Source organism: Pseudomonas sp. KH_046_2 (assembly GCF_057838985.1).
On record NZ_CM174480.1, the window covers coordinates 250932 to 267742 of the forward strand.

Consider the following 16811-nt stretch of genomic DNA (forward strand, 5'->3'; position numbering starts at 1 on the left):
CGCTGTCGTTAGATAGGAAAATAATAAATATTCTATTTCTTATGCGTTAAATGAATATGCATGCGATCCATTGTGGCGAGGGGGCCTGCCCCCGCTGGGTCACGAAGTGGCCCCAAAACCTGTGATCCGGTTATTCCAGACACACTGCGTTGGCTGGATTTGCGGCTGCTTCGCAGCCGAACGGGGGCAAGCCCCCTCGCCACAGACATGCCCCATCCCATACGGGTGCATCAACCTGTCAGATAATCCTTATAGGCAAACAACGCCGGAGCCCCACCGGTGTGCAGGAAGATAATCGGACCCTCATCAAAACGCTGACGTCCGATCCCGTCCAGCAACCCCGCCATGGCCTTGCCAGTGTAGACCGGGTCCAGCAGCAAGCCTTCCTGACTCGCCAGCAGCTTCACCGCCGCCAGTGTGCCGGCATTCGGCTCGCCATAACGCGGGGCGAAATACTCGTCCCACAACTCGACCTTGAAAGCCTCCGGCAGATTCACGCCCAGCAACTCGGCCGTGCGTTCGGCCAGGCCTTGAACCTTTGGCCGCTGATCTTCATCGCTGCGCGAAACCGTCACGCCGATTACTGGCAGATCCGGCAGTGCTTCACTCAAGGCCAATGCCAGACCGCTGTGGGTACCGGCGCTGCCCGAGGCCAGGACCACGGCGGCGAACTTCAGGCCGGTGTCCTTGATCTGCTCGGCCAGTTCCAGTCCGGCGCGCACGTAGCCCAGGGCGCCCAAGGCATTGGAACCACCGATCGGCACCAGGTACGGCTTCTTGCCGTTGCTGCGCAGTCGGTTGGCCAGGGCTTGCAGTTGCTCGTCGGCGTTGTCGAGGTTTTCCACCAATTCGACCTTGGCATCGAACAGGTCGAGCAGCAGCCGGTTGCCGTTGCCGGTGTAATTGCTGTCGTCAGTGCCGAGAGGATTTTCCAGCAGGGCTACGCAGCCCAGCCCCAACTTTGCGGCGATGGCGGCTGTCTGGCGCACATGGTTCGATTGCAGCGCGCCGGCGGTGATCAAGGTGTCGGCACCCTGGGCCAAGGCATCGGCGGCCAGGTATTCGAGTTTGCGCAGCTTGTTGCCGCCCATCGCCAGCGGTGTCAGGTCATCGCGCTTGACGTACAGGTCGCGGCCCAGCCAGGTCGACAGGCGTTCGAGTTTTTCCAGGGCGGTGGGCTGACCGAGCAGGTCGAGGCGGTTAAAGCGGGCGAGCTGTTGTTTGATCATGGGTCCGTACTGGCGGTTGAAGATCTCAGGACTATAGGCACGCCAAAAAGTTGGGGCAACCGTCAATCGCTTATAGCCAATCGAAATGAGCACAGCACTATTGGTTCTTAATTTGCCTCGCAACCCTTGCCGTAAAGTAATCGCCGTCAGTGCGGCCAGACAGTCCGGCCGCCCGTGAGGAGTTTTTACCGTGAGTGAGCGTTCCAGCCATTGGCAATTGCAGACCATCGTCAGCCAGCTGCGCACGGCACGTGAACAGTGGCGTGCACAAAACGGCCGGGCCACCGGCGAGCAGGGCGGTCGTGAATTGCCTTCTCGCGCAGCCATGGCGGACATTCTCGAAGCCCTGTGCGGTGCGTTGTTCCCGATGCGCCTGGGGCCGGTTGACCTGCGCGAAGAGAGTGAAGACTTTTACGTCGGCCATACCCTGGATGTGGCGCTGAATGCACTGTTGGCCCAGGCGCGACTCGAATTGCGCTACGCCGCTCGCCACAGTGCCCAGGCCGAGACTGAAGTCGAAGCCAAAACCATCCAGATCATTCAGGACTTTGCCCTTGCCTTGCCGGGGTTGCGCAGCCTGTTGGACACCGACGTATTGGCCGCCTATCACGGTGACCCGGCGGCCCGCAGTGTCGATGAAGTGTTGCTGTGCTATCCGGGGATTCTGGCGGTGATTCACCATCGTCTGGCCCACCATTTATATCGCGCCGGGTTGCCGCTGCTGGCGCGGATCAGCGCGGAAATCGCTCACTCGGCCACCGGCATCGACATTCACCCCGGTGCGCAGATCGGCCGCAGTTTCTTCATCGACCACGGGACGGGTGTGGTGATTGGCGAAACCGCGATCATCGGCGAGCGCGTGCGGATCTATCAGGCGGTGACCTTGGGCGCCAAGCGCTTCCCGGCGGACGAAGACGGTCAGTTGCAGAAAGGCCAGCCACGGCATCCGATTGTCGAGGATGACGTAGTGATTTATGCCGGGGCGACGATTCTCGGGCGGATCACCATCGGTCAGGGCTCGACCATTGGCGGCAACGTCTGGCTGACCCGCAGCGTGCCGGCGGGTAGCAACCTGACCCAGGCGAATCTGCAGCATGATGATGGGGCGCAGAAGTAGGCCAGTTGTTGCTTGAAACCTGTGGCGAGGGGGCTTGCCCCCGTTCGGTTGCGTAGCAGCCGCAAATCCAGTCAACGCGGTGTGTCTGGAATAACCTGATCACAGGTTTTGGGGCCACTTCGTGACCCGACGGGGGCAAGCCCCCTCGCCACACCTCTTCCTTGAGCTAGCGTAAGAACACCACCGCCGAGCCCTGCGATTAGTCCTTAGCCCCCTATCCATGTTTAACTTGAACGTTCATTCAAGTTAAACCGGCGGTTCGCTGCCCGCTCACAACAGGAGGCTTGCCTTTGCTGAGTCCGATTTCTACAGCCACGTTTTACCCCTTCGAGGTGCACCGAACATGAGTGCATCGTCCATCCCTCCAAGCGGCCTGATCCGCATGAATCCGCCGGTGTTCTGGTTCTCGGCGAGTTTCATCCTGTTGTTTGGTGTCGTTGTCATCGCCATGCCCGAGCAGGCCGGTGCCTGGTTGCTGGCGGCGCAAAACTGGGCGGCCAACACGGTTGGCTGGTATTACCTGCTGGCGATGACCCTGTATCTGGTCTTTGTGGTGGTCACCGCCTTGTCCGGCTACGGCAAGATCAAGCTCGGTGCAGACCACGACGAGCCCGAATTCAGTTACCTGTCCTGGGCAGGCATGCTGTTCGCCGCCGGGATCAGCATCACCCTGTTTTTCTTTTGCGTGTCCGAGCCGCTGACCCACATGCTGCAACCGCCCCAGGGCGAGGCCGGTACGGCGGATGCGGCGCGCCAGGCGATGCAGATTCTGTTTCTGCACTGGGGACTGCATGGCTGGGGTGTGTTCGCCTTTGTCGGCATGGCGCTGGCCTACTTTGCCTACCGGCATAACCTGCCACTGGCCCTGCGTTCGGCGCTGTATCCGCTGATCGGCAAGCGTATCAATGGCCCCATCGGTTACGCAGTGGACGGTTTCGGCATCATCGCCACGGTGTTCGGCCTCGGCGCCGACATGGGCTTCGGTGTGTTGCACCTCAACTCGGGCCTGGACTACCTGTTCGGCATCGCCCATACCCAATGGATTCAGGTTGGCCTGATCACCTTGATGATGGGCGCTGCGATCATCGTTGCGGTCTCCGGCGTCGACAAGGGCGTGCGGGTCATGTCCGACATCAACATGCTGCTGGCCTGCGCGCTGCTGCTATTCGTGTTGTTCGCCGGCCCCACGCAGCACTTGCTCAACACCTTGATCCAGAACCTCGGCGATTACCTCGGCGCCTTGCCGATGAAGAGCTTCGACCTTTATGCCTACGATAAACCCAGCGACTGGCTGGGCGGCTGGACGGTGTTCTACTGGGCCTGGTGGATTGCATGGTCGCCGTTCGTGGGCCTGTTCATCGCACGGATTTCCCGTGGCCGCACCATTCGTGAATTCGTCTTCGGCGTGCTGCTGATTCCGCTCGGCTTCACCCTGGCGTGGATGTCGATTTTCGGCAACAGCGCCATTGATCAAGTGCTCAACCACGGCATGAGCGCGCTCGGCATGTCGGCCATCGACAACCCGTCGATGACGCTCTATCTGCTGCTGGAAACCTACCCGTGGAGCAAAACCGTCATCGCGGTCACGGTGTTCATCAGCTTCGTGTTCTTCGTCACCTCCGCCGACTCCGGCACCGTGGTGCTGTCGACGCTGTCCGCCAAGGGCGGCAACCCGGATGAAGACGGGCCGAAATGGCTGCGAGTGTTCTGGGGCGCGATGACCGCACTGGTGACCAGCGCGCTGCTGTTTTCCGGCAGCATCGATGCGTTGAAGTCGGCGGTGGTCCTGACCTCGCTGCCGTTCTCGCTGATCTTGCTGTTGATGATGTGGGGGCTGCACAAGGCGTTTTATCTGGAATCGCAGAAGCAGATTGCGCAGATGCACTCACTGGCACCGGTCTCGGGATCCCGGCGTGGCAAGGGCGGCTGGCGTCAGCGTTTGAGCCAGGCCGTGCATTTCCCTTCGCGGGATGAGGTCTATCGCTTCCTCGATACGACGGTGCGTCCGGCGATCGAAGAAGTATCCGCCGTGTTCATCGAAAAGGGTTTGCACGTAGCGACACACCCGGACCCGGCCAATGACAGCGTCAGCCTGGAAATCGGCCACGGCGACCAGCATCCGTTCGTTTATCAGGTGCAGATGCGCGGTTACTTCACGCCGTCGTTTGCCCGTGGCGGCATGGGTTCCAAGCAACTCAATAATCGCCGCTATTACCGGGCCGAAGTGCATTTGAGCGAGGGCAGTCAGGATTACGATCTGGTGGGCTACACCAAGGAGCAGATCATCAACGACATCCTCGACCAGTACGAACGGCACATGCAGTTCCTGCATCTGGTGCGTTGATCAAGGCCTTCACGTTTCGGTGGTCAACACCATGAACAACACCAGCGCCGCCACCGGGACACCGAACACGGCGCTGCCGACCACCAGTTCGGTGCTCAATGGCTGGCCGGCATGCACTATGCCGACTGCGCCATTGATCAGCGTCAGCGCCAGCCAAAGCAGGATAAAACTGTAGGCCAGGGTCTGGCGGGTGAAGCCGATTTTCTCGCCGACGTAGAGCATCAGCGCCAGGAGGATCAGGCCGAAGGTGATGATGATGGTGGTGTGCATGGTGTGTGCTTCCCATGGATTTTTTTGCCTGACAAGCCGCTATCGCGGTGTCTGTCTGAGCATAGTTAAACCAACCCACCATTGACCCGCAAAACCTGCCCATTGACCCACGCCGAATCCGGTCCGGCGAGGAAGGACACGACTCGGGCAATGTCCTCCGGCTGTCCCAGGCGCTCTAGTGGCGCCATCTTCGCGAAATTCTGAATCTGCTCCTCACTCTTGCCGTGCAAAAACAACTCAGTCGCCACCGGCCCGGGAGCCACCGCATTGACGGTGACGTTGCGCCCGCGCATTTCCTTGGCGAACACCTGGGTCAGGGATTCCACTGCCGCTTTGCTGGCGATGTACACCGCGTAACCCGGCAGGTTCATGCCGACGGTGCTGCTGGAGAAGTTGATGATCCGGCCACCGCTGTTCAGGCGGGTCGCCGCTTCACGCAGGGTATTGAAGGTACCGCGAGCGTGGATGTTGAAGTTCTGCTCGAACAGTTCGTCGCTGTGTTGCGCCAACGGCAGGACCTTGAGGATGCCGGCGTTGTTCACCAAAACATCGACCTTGCCGAACTGGGTTTCAACCTCGTCGAACATCCGGCGCACGTCGTCGGCATTGGCCACATCGGCCTTGATCGCTATGGCCTGGTGACCGGCCTGACGCAGCTCCACCACCAGTCTCGAGGCTTCGGTGGCGCTGCTGGCGTAGTTGATGGCAACGGCGAAACCTTCGCTGGCCAGTTGTTTGGCGATGACTGCGCCTATACCGCGGGAAGCGCCAGTCACGATGGCAACTTTCTGAGTTTGATGAGTCATGTTGGTGGTCCTGTTGATGGGGTGTGAAGCCAATTTCACATGTTTACTCAGGTCGATAAATGCACGAGAGTTGCCTTGACTGTTCAATAATCGCCAACAATCGAGTGCCTGGAGTGAGCTGTGGACCAAGTCAAAGCGATGAAGGTTTTTGTGCGGATCTACGAGCGCAGCAGCTTCACGCAGGCGGCCGATGACCTGAACCTGCCACGCGCGACGCTGACCCACACGCTGAATCAGTTCGAGGCCTGGCTGGGTACGCGTTTGTTGGAACGCAGCACGCGTAAAGTGCGCCCGACGCTGGATGGCGAGGCGTACTACCTGCGTTGCGTGCAACTGCTGGCAGAGCTGGAAGAGGCGCAATTGGCGTTTCGCGGTGTGGCCCCGAAGGGGCGGCTGCGGGTGGACTTGCACGGGACATTGGCCAAGCACTTCGTGATCCCGGCGTTGCCGCAATTCATGGCGCGTTATCCCGACATCGAGCTGTCCATCAGCGAGGCTGACCGCCAGGTCGACCTGATCACCGAAGGTATCGATTGCGTGTTGCGGGCGGGAACATTGGGTGACTCCACGCTGATCGGCAAACGTGTCGCCAACCTGCGTCAGATCACCTGCGCCAGCCCCGCCTATTTGCGCAAATACGGCGAACCGAAAAGCCTTGCCGACCTGAGCCGGCACCGTGCGGTGAACTACGTTTCGCGCACGACGGCCAAGTTGTTCCCGTTTGAATTCATGGTGGACGGTGAACTCAAGGAAGTGGCCATCGACGGTGCGGTCTCGGTGTTCGGCGCAGAAATCTACGCCGCCTCGGCGATTGCCGGGCTGGGCCTGATCCAGTGCCCGCACTACCGAATGCAAACGCAGATTTCCCAAGGCCTGGTGCAGGAAGTCCTCGTCGACACCCCTCCGCCATCAATGCCGGTATCGGTGTTGTACCCGCACAACCGACACATGTCGCCCAGGGTCCGGGTGTTTGTGGACTGGTTGGGAGAGGTGTTTGCGGGGGCACGGTAGCTTGTTGGCGGGGAAATACGTGAAACGTTTCAGCAATTAGTCGAATCAGGGGTTTTCTGGCGTTTGTCCGGGCGTATGCTGGGCGACTGGCGAAGCAGTCGATACCAGATTCAAGACCGACAAGAGAGGATTCGATGACGTACACCGCTGCCGAAAACCGCTACGACTCCATCCCCTACCGCCGCGTGGGCCGCAGCGGCCTGGTGCTGCCGGCGCTGTCGTTGGGCCTGTGGCACAACTTCGGCGACAGCACGCCGATCGATACCCAGCGCGCGTTGTTGCGCACGGCGTTCGACCTGGGCATCAACCATTTCGACCTGGCCAACAACTACGGCCCGCCGTATGGCAGCGCCGAGATCAACTTCGGCCGTTTACTGCGTGAAGACTTCAAGCGGTACCGCGACGAGCTGATTATTTCCAGCAAGGCCGGTTGGGACATGTGGCCCGGTCCATACGGTCAGGGCGGCGGTTCGCGCAAGTACGTGCTGGCCAGCCTCGACCAGAGCCTGCAACGCCTTGGTGTGGACTACGTCGACATCTTTTACTCCCACCGTTTCGATCCGGACACTCCACTGGAAGAAACCGCCAGCGCACTCGCCACGGCGGTGCAGCAGGGCAAGGCGTTGTACATCGGTATCTCTTCGTACTCCGGGGTGAAAACCCGCGAAATGGCGGCGTTGCTCAAAGAGTGGAAAGTGCCGCTGCTGATTCACCAGCCAGCCTACAACCTGTTCAATCGCTGGGTGGAAAAAGACCTGCTGGACACCACTGATGAACTCGGCACCGGCGTGATTGCTTTCACGCCGCTGGCCCAGGGCTTGCTGACCGACAAATACCTCAACGGTGTGCCGGCGGATGCGCGGGTCAACCGTCCGGGCGGTGGTTCGTTGCAGGCATCGCATTTGTCCGAGGCCAACATTGCCCAGGTGCGGGCACTCAACGAAATCGCCAGGCGTCGTGGCCAGAGCCTGGCACAACTGGCACTGGCCTGGACCCTGCGCGATCCTCGGGTCACTTCGGCATTGATTGGCGCGAGCCGGCCGGAGCAGATCATCGAGAATGTCGGGGCGTTGAAGAATTTGAGCTTCAGTGCAGAGGAATTGGCGGAGATTGACCGGTTTGCCCAGGAGGGCGGGATCAATCTTTGGGAGAAGCCTTCGACGGCTGAATAAGTGATCGGCATTGGATTTCTGGTGTCTGTTCCGGCCTCATCGCGGGCAAGCCCGCTCCCACAGTGTCCGTGTCGTACACAAAATCTGTGAACACAGCTGAACCTGTGGGAGCGGGCTTGCCCGCGATGAGGCCAGTCCTGACAGCAAAGATTTCAGGGTTCAGCGAAAGAAAGGCACATCCCCCAACACCGTCGCCCGCTGCATCACCCGCCGCGCCGGACGGTAATCGTCCACCGCGTAATGCTGGGTCACGCGGTTGTCCCAGAACGCAATGTCGTCCTGCTGCCAGCGCCAGCGAATGGTGAATTCCGGCCGCGTTGAATGGGCGAACAGGAACTTCAGAATCGCCTCGCTCTCGGTTTCCGACAACTCGTTGATCTTCGAAGTGAAGCCTTCGTTGACGAACAGCGAGCGGCGCCCGCTCACTGGGTGCGTGCGGATCACCGGATGCGACAGCGGCGGGTTCTTGCGCCGCGCTTCTTCCCATTGGGCCAGCGCCTCGGGCGTGTTGCCGTAGCGCTCCAGCGGAAACGAACGGGTGAAATCGTGGGTGGCGGTCAGGCCTTCGAGCAAGGTTTTCAGCGGCGCCGACAGGGCTTCATACGCGGCAATCCCGCTGGCCCACAACGTGTCGCCGCCAAACTCCGGCAGCAGCTTGGCACTGAGCACCGCGCCCATGGCGGGGGTCGGCAGGAAGGTGACGTCGGTGTGCCAGATCGCGTTATCGCGCACGTCGGTGACGGCGGTGTCGAGGATCAGCACTTCGGGTTGCTCAGGCACATTCGGGTAGATCGGGTGAATGTGCAGGTCACCGAAGTTCGCGGCGAATCGCGCCTGTTGCTGTGGCGTGATCGGTTGGTCGCGGAAGAGCAGGACCTGATGCTTGAGCAAGGCCTGCTCAATGGCATCGCGCTGCTCCAGGTTCAGCGGCTGGCTGATGTCGATGCCACTGATTTGCGCGCCGAGGGCGGAGCTTAGGGGGACGATGGTCAGGTGGCTCATGGTGGTTCTCTTCAATTCGGAGGCCGTGCTTTTTGTAGGAGTGAGCCTGCTCGCGATTGCAGTGTGTCAGTCAATATGGCTTTGACTGATGTACCGCTATCGCGAGCAGGCTCGCTCCTACAGGGTTGTTCATATTCAGTGGGCCTGGCCATGCCACGGCACCAGTTTGCGTTGCAGGGTACGCAGGCCCATTTCCATGGCGAAGGCGATCAGCGCGATCACCAGAATCCCCAGCACCACCACATCGGTGACCAGAAATTGCGCGGCCGACTGCACCATGAAACCCAGGCCGCTGGTGGCGGCGATCAATTCGGCGGCGACCAGCGTCGACCAACCCACGCCCAGGCCAATGCGCACACCGGTCAGAATGTCCGGCAAGGCACTCGGCAAAATGACGTGGCGAATCAACTGCACGCGCGTTGCGCCCAGCGACTGCGCGGCACGCAATTTGGCAGGGTCGACGGTGCGCACACCGGTGGCGGTGGCGATGGCAATCGGGGCGAAGATCGCCAGGTAGATCAGCAGCACTTTCGACAATTCACCGATGCCGCACCAGATCACGATCAGCGGCAGATAAGCCAACGGCGGAATCGGCCGGTAGAACTCGATCAGCGGGTCGAGCACACCACGGGCGATACGGTTGGCGCCGATGGCGATTCCCACCGGCACGGCGGTGAGAATCGCAAAGCCGAGGCCCAGGCCGATGCGGCTCAGACTCGCGCCGAGGTGCTGCCACAGGGTTGAATCCATGTAACCCGAGGTCGCCAGCAGCCAGCCTTTTTGCAGCACGGCGGAGGGCGGCGGCAGGAACAGCGGCTCAATCAAGCCGGTTGCCGTCACGGCCCACCAAATAGCAACGAGAACAACCAGTGTCAGCACACTGATCCAGCGAGTGCTCAAACGGCGGCTTGCCGGAATCACGGCTGAGCCTGGCGTTATCGCCGCGACGGGAATTTCGTAGCTGCTCATACGCGCTCCTGCCGCTGGGCGGCGCTGCGTTGGGAGAACACTTTGGCGAGTACGTGTTCGCGGGTTTCGATAAAACGCGGGTCGGACTTGATCGAGCGAGCCGACTCACCGGCGGCATAACGCTGACCGAAATCGAGGTTCAGGCGCTCGACGATTTGCCCCGGATTGGGCGCCAACAGAATCAGGTCGGTGGCGAGGAACACGGCTTCTTCGATGTCATGGGTAATCAGGAACACCGGTTTGGCGGTGCGTTGCCAGACTTGCAGCAACAGCTCCTGCATCTGCTCGCGGGTGAAGGCGTCGAGGGCGCCGAAAGGTTCGTCCATCAGCAATACGCGCGGGTCGGCGGCGAGGGCGCGGGCCAGGCCGACACGCTGCTTCTGGCCGCCCGAAAGCTGCCAGATGCGGCGCTGTTCAAAACCGGAAAGGTCGACCAGGGCGAGCATTTCCCGGGCGCGTGCTTCGCGTTTGTCCCGGGCGACACCGGCCAGCTCCAGGCCGAAGCCGACGTTGGCCAGCACGTCTTGCCACGGCAGCAGCGCGTCGTCCTGGAATACCACGCCGCGCTCGGCGCTCGGGCCTTTGACAGGCACGCCATCGAGGGTGATGCGCCCGGCGCTGGGTTCGACGAAACCGGCAATCAGGTTCAACAGCGAAGTCTTGCCACTGCCGGACGGGCCGAGGGCGACCAGCAATTGCCGGGGCCCCAGGCTCAGGGAGATATCCGCCAACACCGGTTCCGGGTTGCCGGGGTACTGTGCGCTGATGCGCTCCAGCTGAAGCAATGCCATCGCATTGACTCCCGATCAGTTGGTGATGAACTTGGCGCTGACGTACGGCGCGTAGTCCGGCAGTACCGCCTCGACCTTGCCTTGTTCCTTGAGAAACGCCGCGGTGTCGGTGATGGCTTTGGTAGTCGGCGCGCCGAGGGTGAGCACCTGATCAGCCGCCAGCGGGTAGACGTTGCCTTGCAGCAGCAGCGGAATGTCGCTGGCCTTGGCGCCAGACAGTTTTACCAGCTTGTCGACGTTGCCCTGGTTGGCGAGCCAGGCTTGCGGGTCTTTGCGGTAATCGGCGTAGGCGTCCAGGGTCACTTTGGCGAACGCGGTGACGATTTCCGGGTGCTTCTCGGCGAAATCCTTGCGCACGCTCCAGGCATCGAAGGTCGGTGCGCCGAACTTGGCCAGCTCGCCGGAGGTGATCAGTACCTTGCCGCTTTCCTTGGCGACACCGAGGGCCGGATCCCACACGTACGTGGCGTCGATGTCACCGCGTTTCCACGCGGCAATGATCGCGGGTGGAGCCAGGTTGAGAACGGTGACTTTCGACGGGTCGATGTTCCAGTGCTTCAGCGCGGCGAGCAGGCTGTAGTGGCCGGTGGATACAAACGGCACGGCGATCTTCTTGCCGATCAGGTCTTGCGGGGTCTTGATCCCGGAACCGTCGCGGGCGACCAGGGCTTCGGCGGCGCCGATCTGGGTGGCGATGAGGAAGGTTTCCACTGGCACTTTACGGGTGATGGCGGCGGTCAGGGGACTGGAACCGAGGTAGCCGATCTGCACGTCGCCGGAGGCGATGGCGGCGATGATATCGGCACCGTTGTCGAATTTACGCCAGCTGATATCGGCCTTGGTGGCCTTTTCGTAAGCGCCGTCAGCCTGGGCGACTTTCGCCGGGTCAACGGTGGTCTGGTAGGCGACGGTGAAGTCGGCCGCCTGGGCAAAAAAGCTCGCGGTAGCCAAGGACGCGGCCGCCAGCAAGCGTAGAGGGAAAGTCAGTTTCATCAGAAAGCTCCTTGTCAGGCGACCGAGTGTCGGCGTGAGAAAGAGACTAAATGATCTAAGAATTAGAAAATAAATAACTTTTTCGAATTAGCTTATGAGGGGAAAATTGAGGAGCGACCGCTGAATTGTGGCGAGGGGGCTTGCCCCCGTTGGACTGCGCAGCAGTCCCAGATCCGACACCGCAGTATTTCGTGTAAACCGAGTCGCCTGCATTACGACTGCTTCGCAGCCGAACGGGGGCAAGCCCCCTCGCCACAGGGAACCTACTTTGGCTGCTTAGTTGCTGATCGCCAGAATGCTCGCCTGGTACGCCCCGACAAACACATCGAAATCACCGACTTCGTTCTGTTCCAGCTCAGCCTGCTGAGCCAGCGACGAACGCGCCCGCTCTTCAAACTTCGCCTGTTCCTCAGCCGGCAACGGCTCGCTGCGGAAGAACTCGGCATGGGCCTGGCTCTGGCGCAGGGAGAACTGGGCGAAACTTTCCTTGTGTTCGGCCATCGCCGCCAAGACCTGGGCGGACGGCGTCAGGGACGGGTCCTGGACCTTGGCCATCTGGGCGTCCAGCGCTTTGCTGTGGGCATTGCCGCCATGGCTCTGGTCGAGCATCGCCGCCAGAGGAGCGATTTTTTCCAGCAGCTCGCCGGCCCATTCCTTCAGGTCAACCGGCTGGCCATCCCGTTGCAGTTGCAGGCCTGGGCGACGACCTTCCTTGACCACGCTGAGGAAGTTCGAGGTCGCGTTGCCGCAACTGGTGTTGGTCAGCAGCGGGCTGTCATTGAGCGCGCAGTACAGCAGGAACGCATCGAGGAAGCGCGACTCGGTAAGGTCGATGCCCATCGGCAGGAACGGGTTGATGTCCAGGCAGCGTACTTCGACGTACTGGATGCCACGGGCCATCAGTGCCTGGATAGGGCGTTCACCGGTGTAGGTCACGCGTTTCGGGCGGATGTTGGAGTAGTACTCGTTTTCGATCTGCAGGATGTTGGTGTTGAGCTGTACCCACTCGCCATCCTGGTGGGTGCCGACTTCGACGTACGGTGCATACGGCGTGGCCACCGCTTTGCGCAGGCTGTCGGTGTAGCTGTTCAGATCGTTGTAGCACGGCGTCAGGCCGGCCTGGGCGTTGCTCTGGTAACCCAGGTCGCTCATGCGCAGGCTGGTGGCGTACGGCAGGTACAGGGTATGCGGGTCCAGTTGTTCCAACTGGTGCGAACGACCGCGCAGGAAGCCGGCGTCCAGTGCGGGTGAGGCACCGAACAGGTACATCAGCAGCCAGCTGTAGCGGCGGAAGTTGCGGATCAGCGCGATGTAGGACGACGACTGGAAATCGCGGTCGGTGCCGACAAAGCCTTCGGCCTGCTTGAGCAGCGGCCAGAGTTTTTCCGGCAGGGAAAAGTTGTAATGGATGCCGGCAATGCATTGCATGGTCTTGCCGTAACGCAGGGCCAGACCCTTGCGGTAGACGTACTTGAGTTGCCCGATATTGGACGTGCCGTAATAGGCGATCGGGATGTCTTCCTCGGCCGGCAACGGGCACGGCATCGATGGGCTCCACAGGTACTCGTTGCCGAGCTTGCTGTAGGCAAAGCGGTGAATGCTGTCCAGGCTCGCCAGCGTATCGGCAGGATCGGGCAGGGCCGGGGTGATGAACTCCAGCAGCGACTCGGAGTAGTCGGTGGTGATCTGTTCATTGGTCAGCGCGGAACCCAATGCTTCCGGGTGCGGCGTTTGCGCCAGGCGACCTTCATCGGTCACGCGCAGGCATTCACGTTCGATGCCGTGAAGGCACTGTTCGAGCAGAGAGAGGTTAGCGCGCTCGCCGAGCAGAGCCAGGCGGCGGTTGAGAAGTTCGCTCAAGTTGGATTCCTTCACGCGTCAGTCGCCCCAATATGGGGGTGGGCAAGACGGTCTACAAGGGTGAAGTTAAAACTGGCGTTTTCGCCTCGTTTTGGCGCCGTACAGGCCTCATGCCGATCGGTCAGGAATTGCACAATCCCACAGGAAACTCCGACGCTGCGGTCACAGCGCCGAAATTAACTCAAATCGATGACGAGTAGCTACAGGACAGCGAACGTGCCTTGTGCTTTTGCGACCAGTTTGTCTCCCTGCATCACATCGGCCTCGACCACCAGCGTGCGTCGGCCCGGGTGGATCACCCGCGCCGTGCACATCACCTCGCCGTCAGAGACGGCGCGGATGTAGTTGATCTTGCACTCGATGGTCGCGCTCTGCTGGTCAAAGCCGTGGGTGCTGGAACAGGCCAGCCCCATGGCAATGTCCACCAGGCTGAACAAGGCCCCACCGTGCAGCTTGCCACCGCGATTGCGCAGCTCCGGTTCCAGCGCCAGGGCGACTTGCGCAACCCCGGTTTCCAGACTGTGCAAGCGGCAGCCCAGCAGCTTGAAGAACGCGCTTTCGGTCAGCCCGGCGGGAATGTCCATCAGCGTTTCTTCAACTGCTTGGCATTGGCGAACAGCGAAGCCATGGCATTGTTGCTCGGTGCTGCCGCCGTGGTTTCCTTGCGCGGTGCGGTGTTCTGGGACTGGCGTGGCGCCGACCCTGGACGCGCGCCGCGAGCGCCGTCGATTTTCTCGCCCGGGGTGTCGCTCATGCGCATCGACAGGCCAACGCGTTTGCGCGGGATGTCGATTTCCATGACCTTCACTTTCACCACGTCACCGGCCTTCACCGCTTCCCGTGGATCCTTGATGAACTTCTCCGAAAGTGCGGAGATGTGCACCAAACCGTCCTGATGCACGCCGATATCGACGAAGGCACCGAAGTTGGTCACGTTGGTCACCACGCCTTCGAGGATCATGCCCAGTTGCAAGTCCTTGAGGTCTTCGACGCCTTCCTGGAACTCGGCGGTCTTGAACTCGGGACGCGGGTCGCGACCGGGTTTTTCCAGTTCCTGGAGGATATCGGTCACGGTCGGCAGACCGAAGGTTTCATCGGTGTACTTCTTCGGATCGAGACGCTTGAGGAACGTGGCATCGCCAATCAGCGAGCGGATGTCACGGTTGGTTTCGGCGGCGATGCGCTGAACCAGCGGGTAGGCTTCCGGGTGAACCGCCGACGAATCCAACGGGTTTTCGCCGTTCATGACGCGCAGGAATCCGGCGGCCTGCTCGAAGGTTTTTTCACCGAGGCGCGCGACTTTCTTCAGCGCCGCGCGGGTCTTGAACGCGCCGTGCTCGTCACGATGGCTGACGATGTTCTGCGCCAGGGTCGCATTGAGGCCGGAAATTCGTGCCAGCAGCGCCACGGAAGCCGTGTTCACGTCGACGCCGACGGCGTTCACGCAGTCCTCGACCACCGCATCCAGGCCACGGGCCAGTTTCAGCTGCGACACGTCGTGCTGGTACTGGCCGACGCCGATGGATTTCGGATCGATCTTCACCAGCTCAGCGAGCGGGTCTTGCAGGCGACGGGCAATCGACACGGCGCCACGGATCGACACGTCGAGGTCCGGGAATTCCTTGGAGGCCAGCTCCGACGCCGAGTAAACCGATGCACCGGCCTCGGAAACCATGACCTTGGTCATTTTCATGGCCGGGTATTTCTTGATCAGTTCCGCGGCCAGCTTGTCGGTCTCGCGGCTGGCGGTACCGTTGCCGATGGCGATCAGGTCCACCGAGTGCTTGGCGCACAGGGCGGCGAGCACGGCGAGGGTCTGGTCCCACTTGTTGTGCGGCACGTGCGGGTAAACCGTGGCGTGATCAAGCAGCTTGCCGGTGGAGTCGACCACCGCCACCTTGCAACCGGTACGCAGGCCCGGGTCGAGGCCCAGGGTCGCGCGCGGGCCGGCCGGGGCCGACAGCAGCAGGTCGTGCAGGTTGTGGGCGAACACGTTGATCGCTTCGGTTTCCGCGCCATCGCGCAGCTCACCCAGCAGGTCAGTCTCCAGGTGGGTGTAGAGCTTGACCTTCCAGGTCCAGCGCACCACTTCGCCCAGCCATTTGTCGGCGGCGCGGTTCTGGTTCTGGATACCGAATTGCTGGCCGATCATGCCTTCGCACGGGTGCATGGTGCCCGGCAGTTCGTCGCCGACTTTCAGCGCGGAGCTGAGGATGCCTTCGTTGCGACCACGGAAAATCGCCAGGGCGCGGTGCGACGGCATGCTTTTCAGCGGTTCGTCGTGTTCGAAATAGTCGCGGAACTTGGCGCCTTCCTCTTCCTTGCCGGCGATCACGCGGGCACTGAGGGTGGCTTCCTGCTTCAGGTAATTGCGCAGCTTGTCCAGCAGGCCCGCGTCTTCGGCGAAGCGTTCCATGAGGATGTACTTGGCGCCTTCGAGGGCTGCCTTCACATCGGCCACGCCTTTTTCCGAGTCGATGAAGCGTGCGGCTTCGGTTTCCGGGCTCAGGGACGGGTCGTTGAACAGGCCGTCGGCCAGCTCGCCGAGGCCGGCTTCCAGGGCGATCTGGCCCTTGGTGCGGCGCTTCTGCTTGTACGGCAGGTACAAGTCTTCGAGACGGGTCTTGGTGTCGGCGAGCTTGATGTCGCGTTCCAGTTGCGGGGTCAGCTTGCCCTGCTCCTGGATGCTGGCGAGGATGCTGATACGCCGTTCGTCGAGTTCTCGCAGGTAGCGCAGGCGCTCTTCCAGATGACGCAATTGCGTATCGTCGAGGCTGCCGGTCACTTCTTTCCGGTAACGGGCGATGAAGGGAACGGTAGAGCCTTCATCGAGTAGCGCGACGGCCGCTTCGACCTGTTGTGGGCGTACACCGAGTTCCTCGGCGATGCGGCTGTTGATGCTGTCCATAAAACCACCTGACAAATTGTGAAAGCAGGCTCGCAGGCGCAGAGATAGGGCCTGGGCGAGTCTGGTTGAGCGGCCTGGCCTGCGCCGCTACCTGGATCAAAAGGTATCCCGTTGACCCGTGAAATCGAACAATTACTGCCGGCACCATGAAAAAAAAGGTGTCCGTCTGTAGTACCTGTCTGATGTTGCCTGACACAAAAGGCCGCGCATTATAACCAGCGTTATGGCATTCGGGGACATCGCGGGTTGCCGGTGCAATGGCCGGTTTTCTGGCGCTGGAGGAAAAATCTGCTAACAATGCACACGGTGCGTATAACGGCAGCTACGCCATAATGCGTG

14 protein-coding genes are annotated in these 16811 nt (G+C 61.1%); 4 read left to right on the plus strand and 10 right to left on the minus strand.

Going from position 1 to position 16811, the window contains the following annotated elements:
• Positions 1–230: 230 nt before the first annotated feature.
• The gene (locus AC3IX1_RS01140; protein ID WP_489386803.1) at positions 231–1229 is read right to left on the minus strand and encodes a D-cysteine desulfhydrase; all 999 of its coding nucleotides are present in this window, start codon (positions 1227–1229) and stop codon (positions 231–233) included.
• A gap of 190 nt (positions 1230–1419) precedes the next feature.
• Between AC3IX1_RS01140 and epsC the strand changes: the two genes are divergently transcribed.
• Both epsC and betT read left to right on the plus strand, forming a co-directional pair.
• Complete coding sequence (gene epsC, locus AC3IX1_RS01145; RefSeq protein WP_489386804.1) at positions 1420–2346, plus strand: serine O-acetyltransferase EpsC; 927 nt, start codon at positions 1420–1422, stop codon at positions 2344–2346.
• A gap of 382 nt (positions 2347–2728) precedes the next feature.
• Positions 2729–4690: a choline transporter BetT gene (gene betT / locus AC3IX1_RS01150; RefSeq protein WP_489388673.1), complete on the plus strand. Its 1962-nt coding sequence runs from the start codon at positions 2729–2731 to the stop codon at positions 4688–4690.
• 9 nt (positions 4691–4699) lie between these two features.
• Here betT and AC3IX1_RS01155 read toward each other — a convergent pair whose 3' ends face one another.
• Together AC3IX1_RS01155 and AC3IX1_RS01160 are read right to left on the minus strand one after the other, a co-directional pair.
• Positions 4700–4960 (minus strand): hypothetical protein, encoded by a 261-nt coding sequence (locus AC3IX1_RS01155; protein ID WP_489386805.1) that lies wholly within the window; start codon positions 4958–4960, stop codon positions 4700–4702.
• Between the two features lie 65 nt (positions 4961–5025).
• A complete protein-coding gene (locus AC3IX1_RS01160) occupies positions 5026–5766 on the minus strand; it encodes an SDR family oxidoreductase (RefSeq protein ID WP_489386806.1) in 741 nt (246 codons plus the stop codon).
• A 120-nt stretch (positions 5767–5886) separates the two neighbouring features.
• On the opposite strand from AC3IX1_RS01160, the gene AC3IX1_RS01165 reads away from it, so the two are divergent.
• Positions 5887–6777 carry a LysR family transcriptional regulator gene (locus AC3IX1_RS01165; RefSeq protein ID WP_489386807.1) on the plus strand — a complete coding sequence of 297 codons (891 nt, stop codon included), beginning with the start codon at positions 5887–5889 and terminating at the stop codon, positions 6775–6777.
• A gap of 134 nt (positions 6778–6911) precedes the next feature.
• The gene (gene mgrA, locus AC3IX1_RS01170; RefSeq protein ID WP_489386808.1) at positions 6912–7949 is read left to right on the plus strand and encodes an L-glyceraldehyde 3-phosphate reductase; all 1038 of its coding nucleotides are present in this window, start codon (positions 6912–6914) and stop codon (positions 7947–7949) included.
• A 159-nt stretch (positions 7950–8108) separates the two neighbouring features.
• On the opposite strand, the gene tauD is transcribed toward mgrA, so the two are convergent.
• The 7 genes from tauD to AC3IX1_RS01205 form a co-directional block, all read right to left on the minus strand.
• Positions 8109–8951, minus strand: coding sequence for a taurine dioxygenase (tauD, locus tag AC3IX1_RS01175; RefSeq protein WP_489386809.1), 843 nt, complete (start codon positions 8949–8951; stop codon positions 8109–8111).
• A 135-nt stretch (positions 8952–9086) separates the two neighbouring features.
• Positions 9087–9920: a taurine ABC transporter permease TauC gene (tauC, locus tag AC3IX1_RS01180; RefSeq protein ID WP_489386810.1), complete on the minus strand. Its 834-nt coding sequence runs from the start codon at positions 9918–9920 to the stop codon at positions 9087–9089.
• Positions 9917–10711: a taurine ABC transporter ATP-binding subunit gene (gene tauB, locus AC3IX1_RS01185; protein ID WP_489386811.1), complete on the minus strand. Its 795-nt coding sequence runs from the start codon at positions 10709–10711 to the stop codon at positions 9917–9919. The genes tauC and tauB overlap by 4 nt, the downstream gene beginning before the upstream one ends.
• Positions 10712–10726: 15 nt before the next feature.
• Complete coding sequence (tauA, locus tag AC3IX1_RS01190) at positions 10727–11704, minus strand: taurine ABC transporter substrate-binding protein (protein WP_489386812.1); 978 nt, start codon at positions 11702–11704, stop codon at positions 10727–10729.
• 276 nt (positions 11705–11980) lie between these two features.
• Positions 11981–13564, minus strand: coding sequence for a glutamate--cysteine ligase (gshA, locus tag AC3IX1_RS01195; protein WP_489386813.1), 1584 nt, complete (start codon positions 13562–13564; stop codon positions 11981–11983).
• Between the two features lie 200 nt (positions 13565–13764).
• Positions 13765–14148, minus strand: coding sequence for a PaaI family thioesterase (locus tag AC3IX1_RS01200; protein WP_007972875.1), 384 nt, complete (start codon positions 14146–14148; stop codon positions 13765–13767).
• A complete protein-coding gene (locus tag AC3IX1_RS01205) occupies positions 14148–16472 on the minus strand; it encodes a Tex family protein (RefSeq protein ID WP_489386814.1) in 2325 nt (774 codons plus the stop codon). Before AC3IX1_RS01205 ends, AC3IX1_RS01200 begins: the two co-directional genes overlap by 1 nt.
• Between the last annotated feature and the right edge of the window lie 339 nt (positions 16473–16811).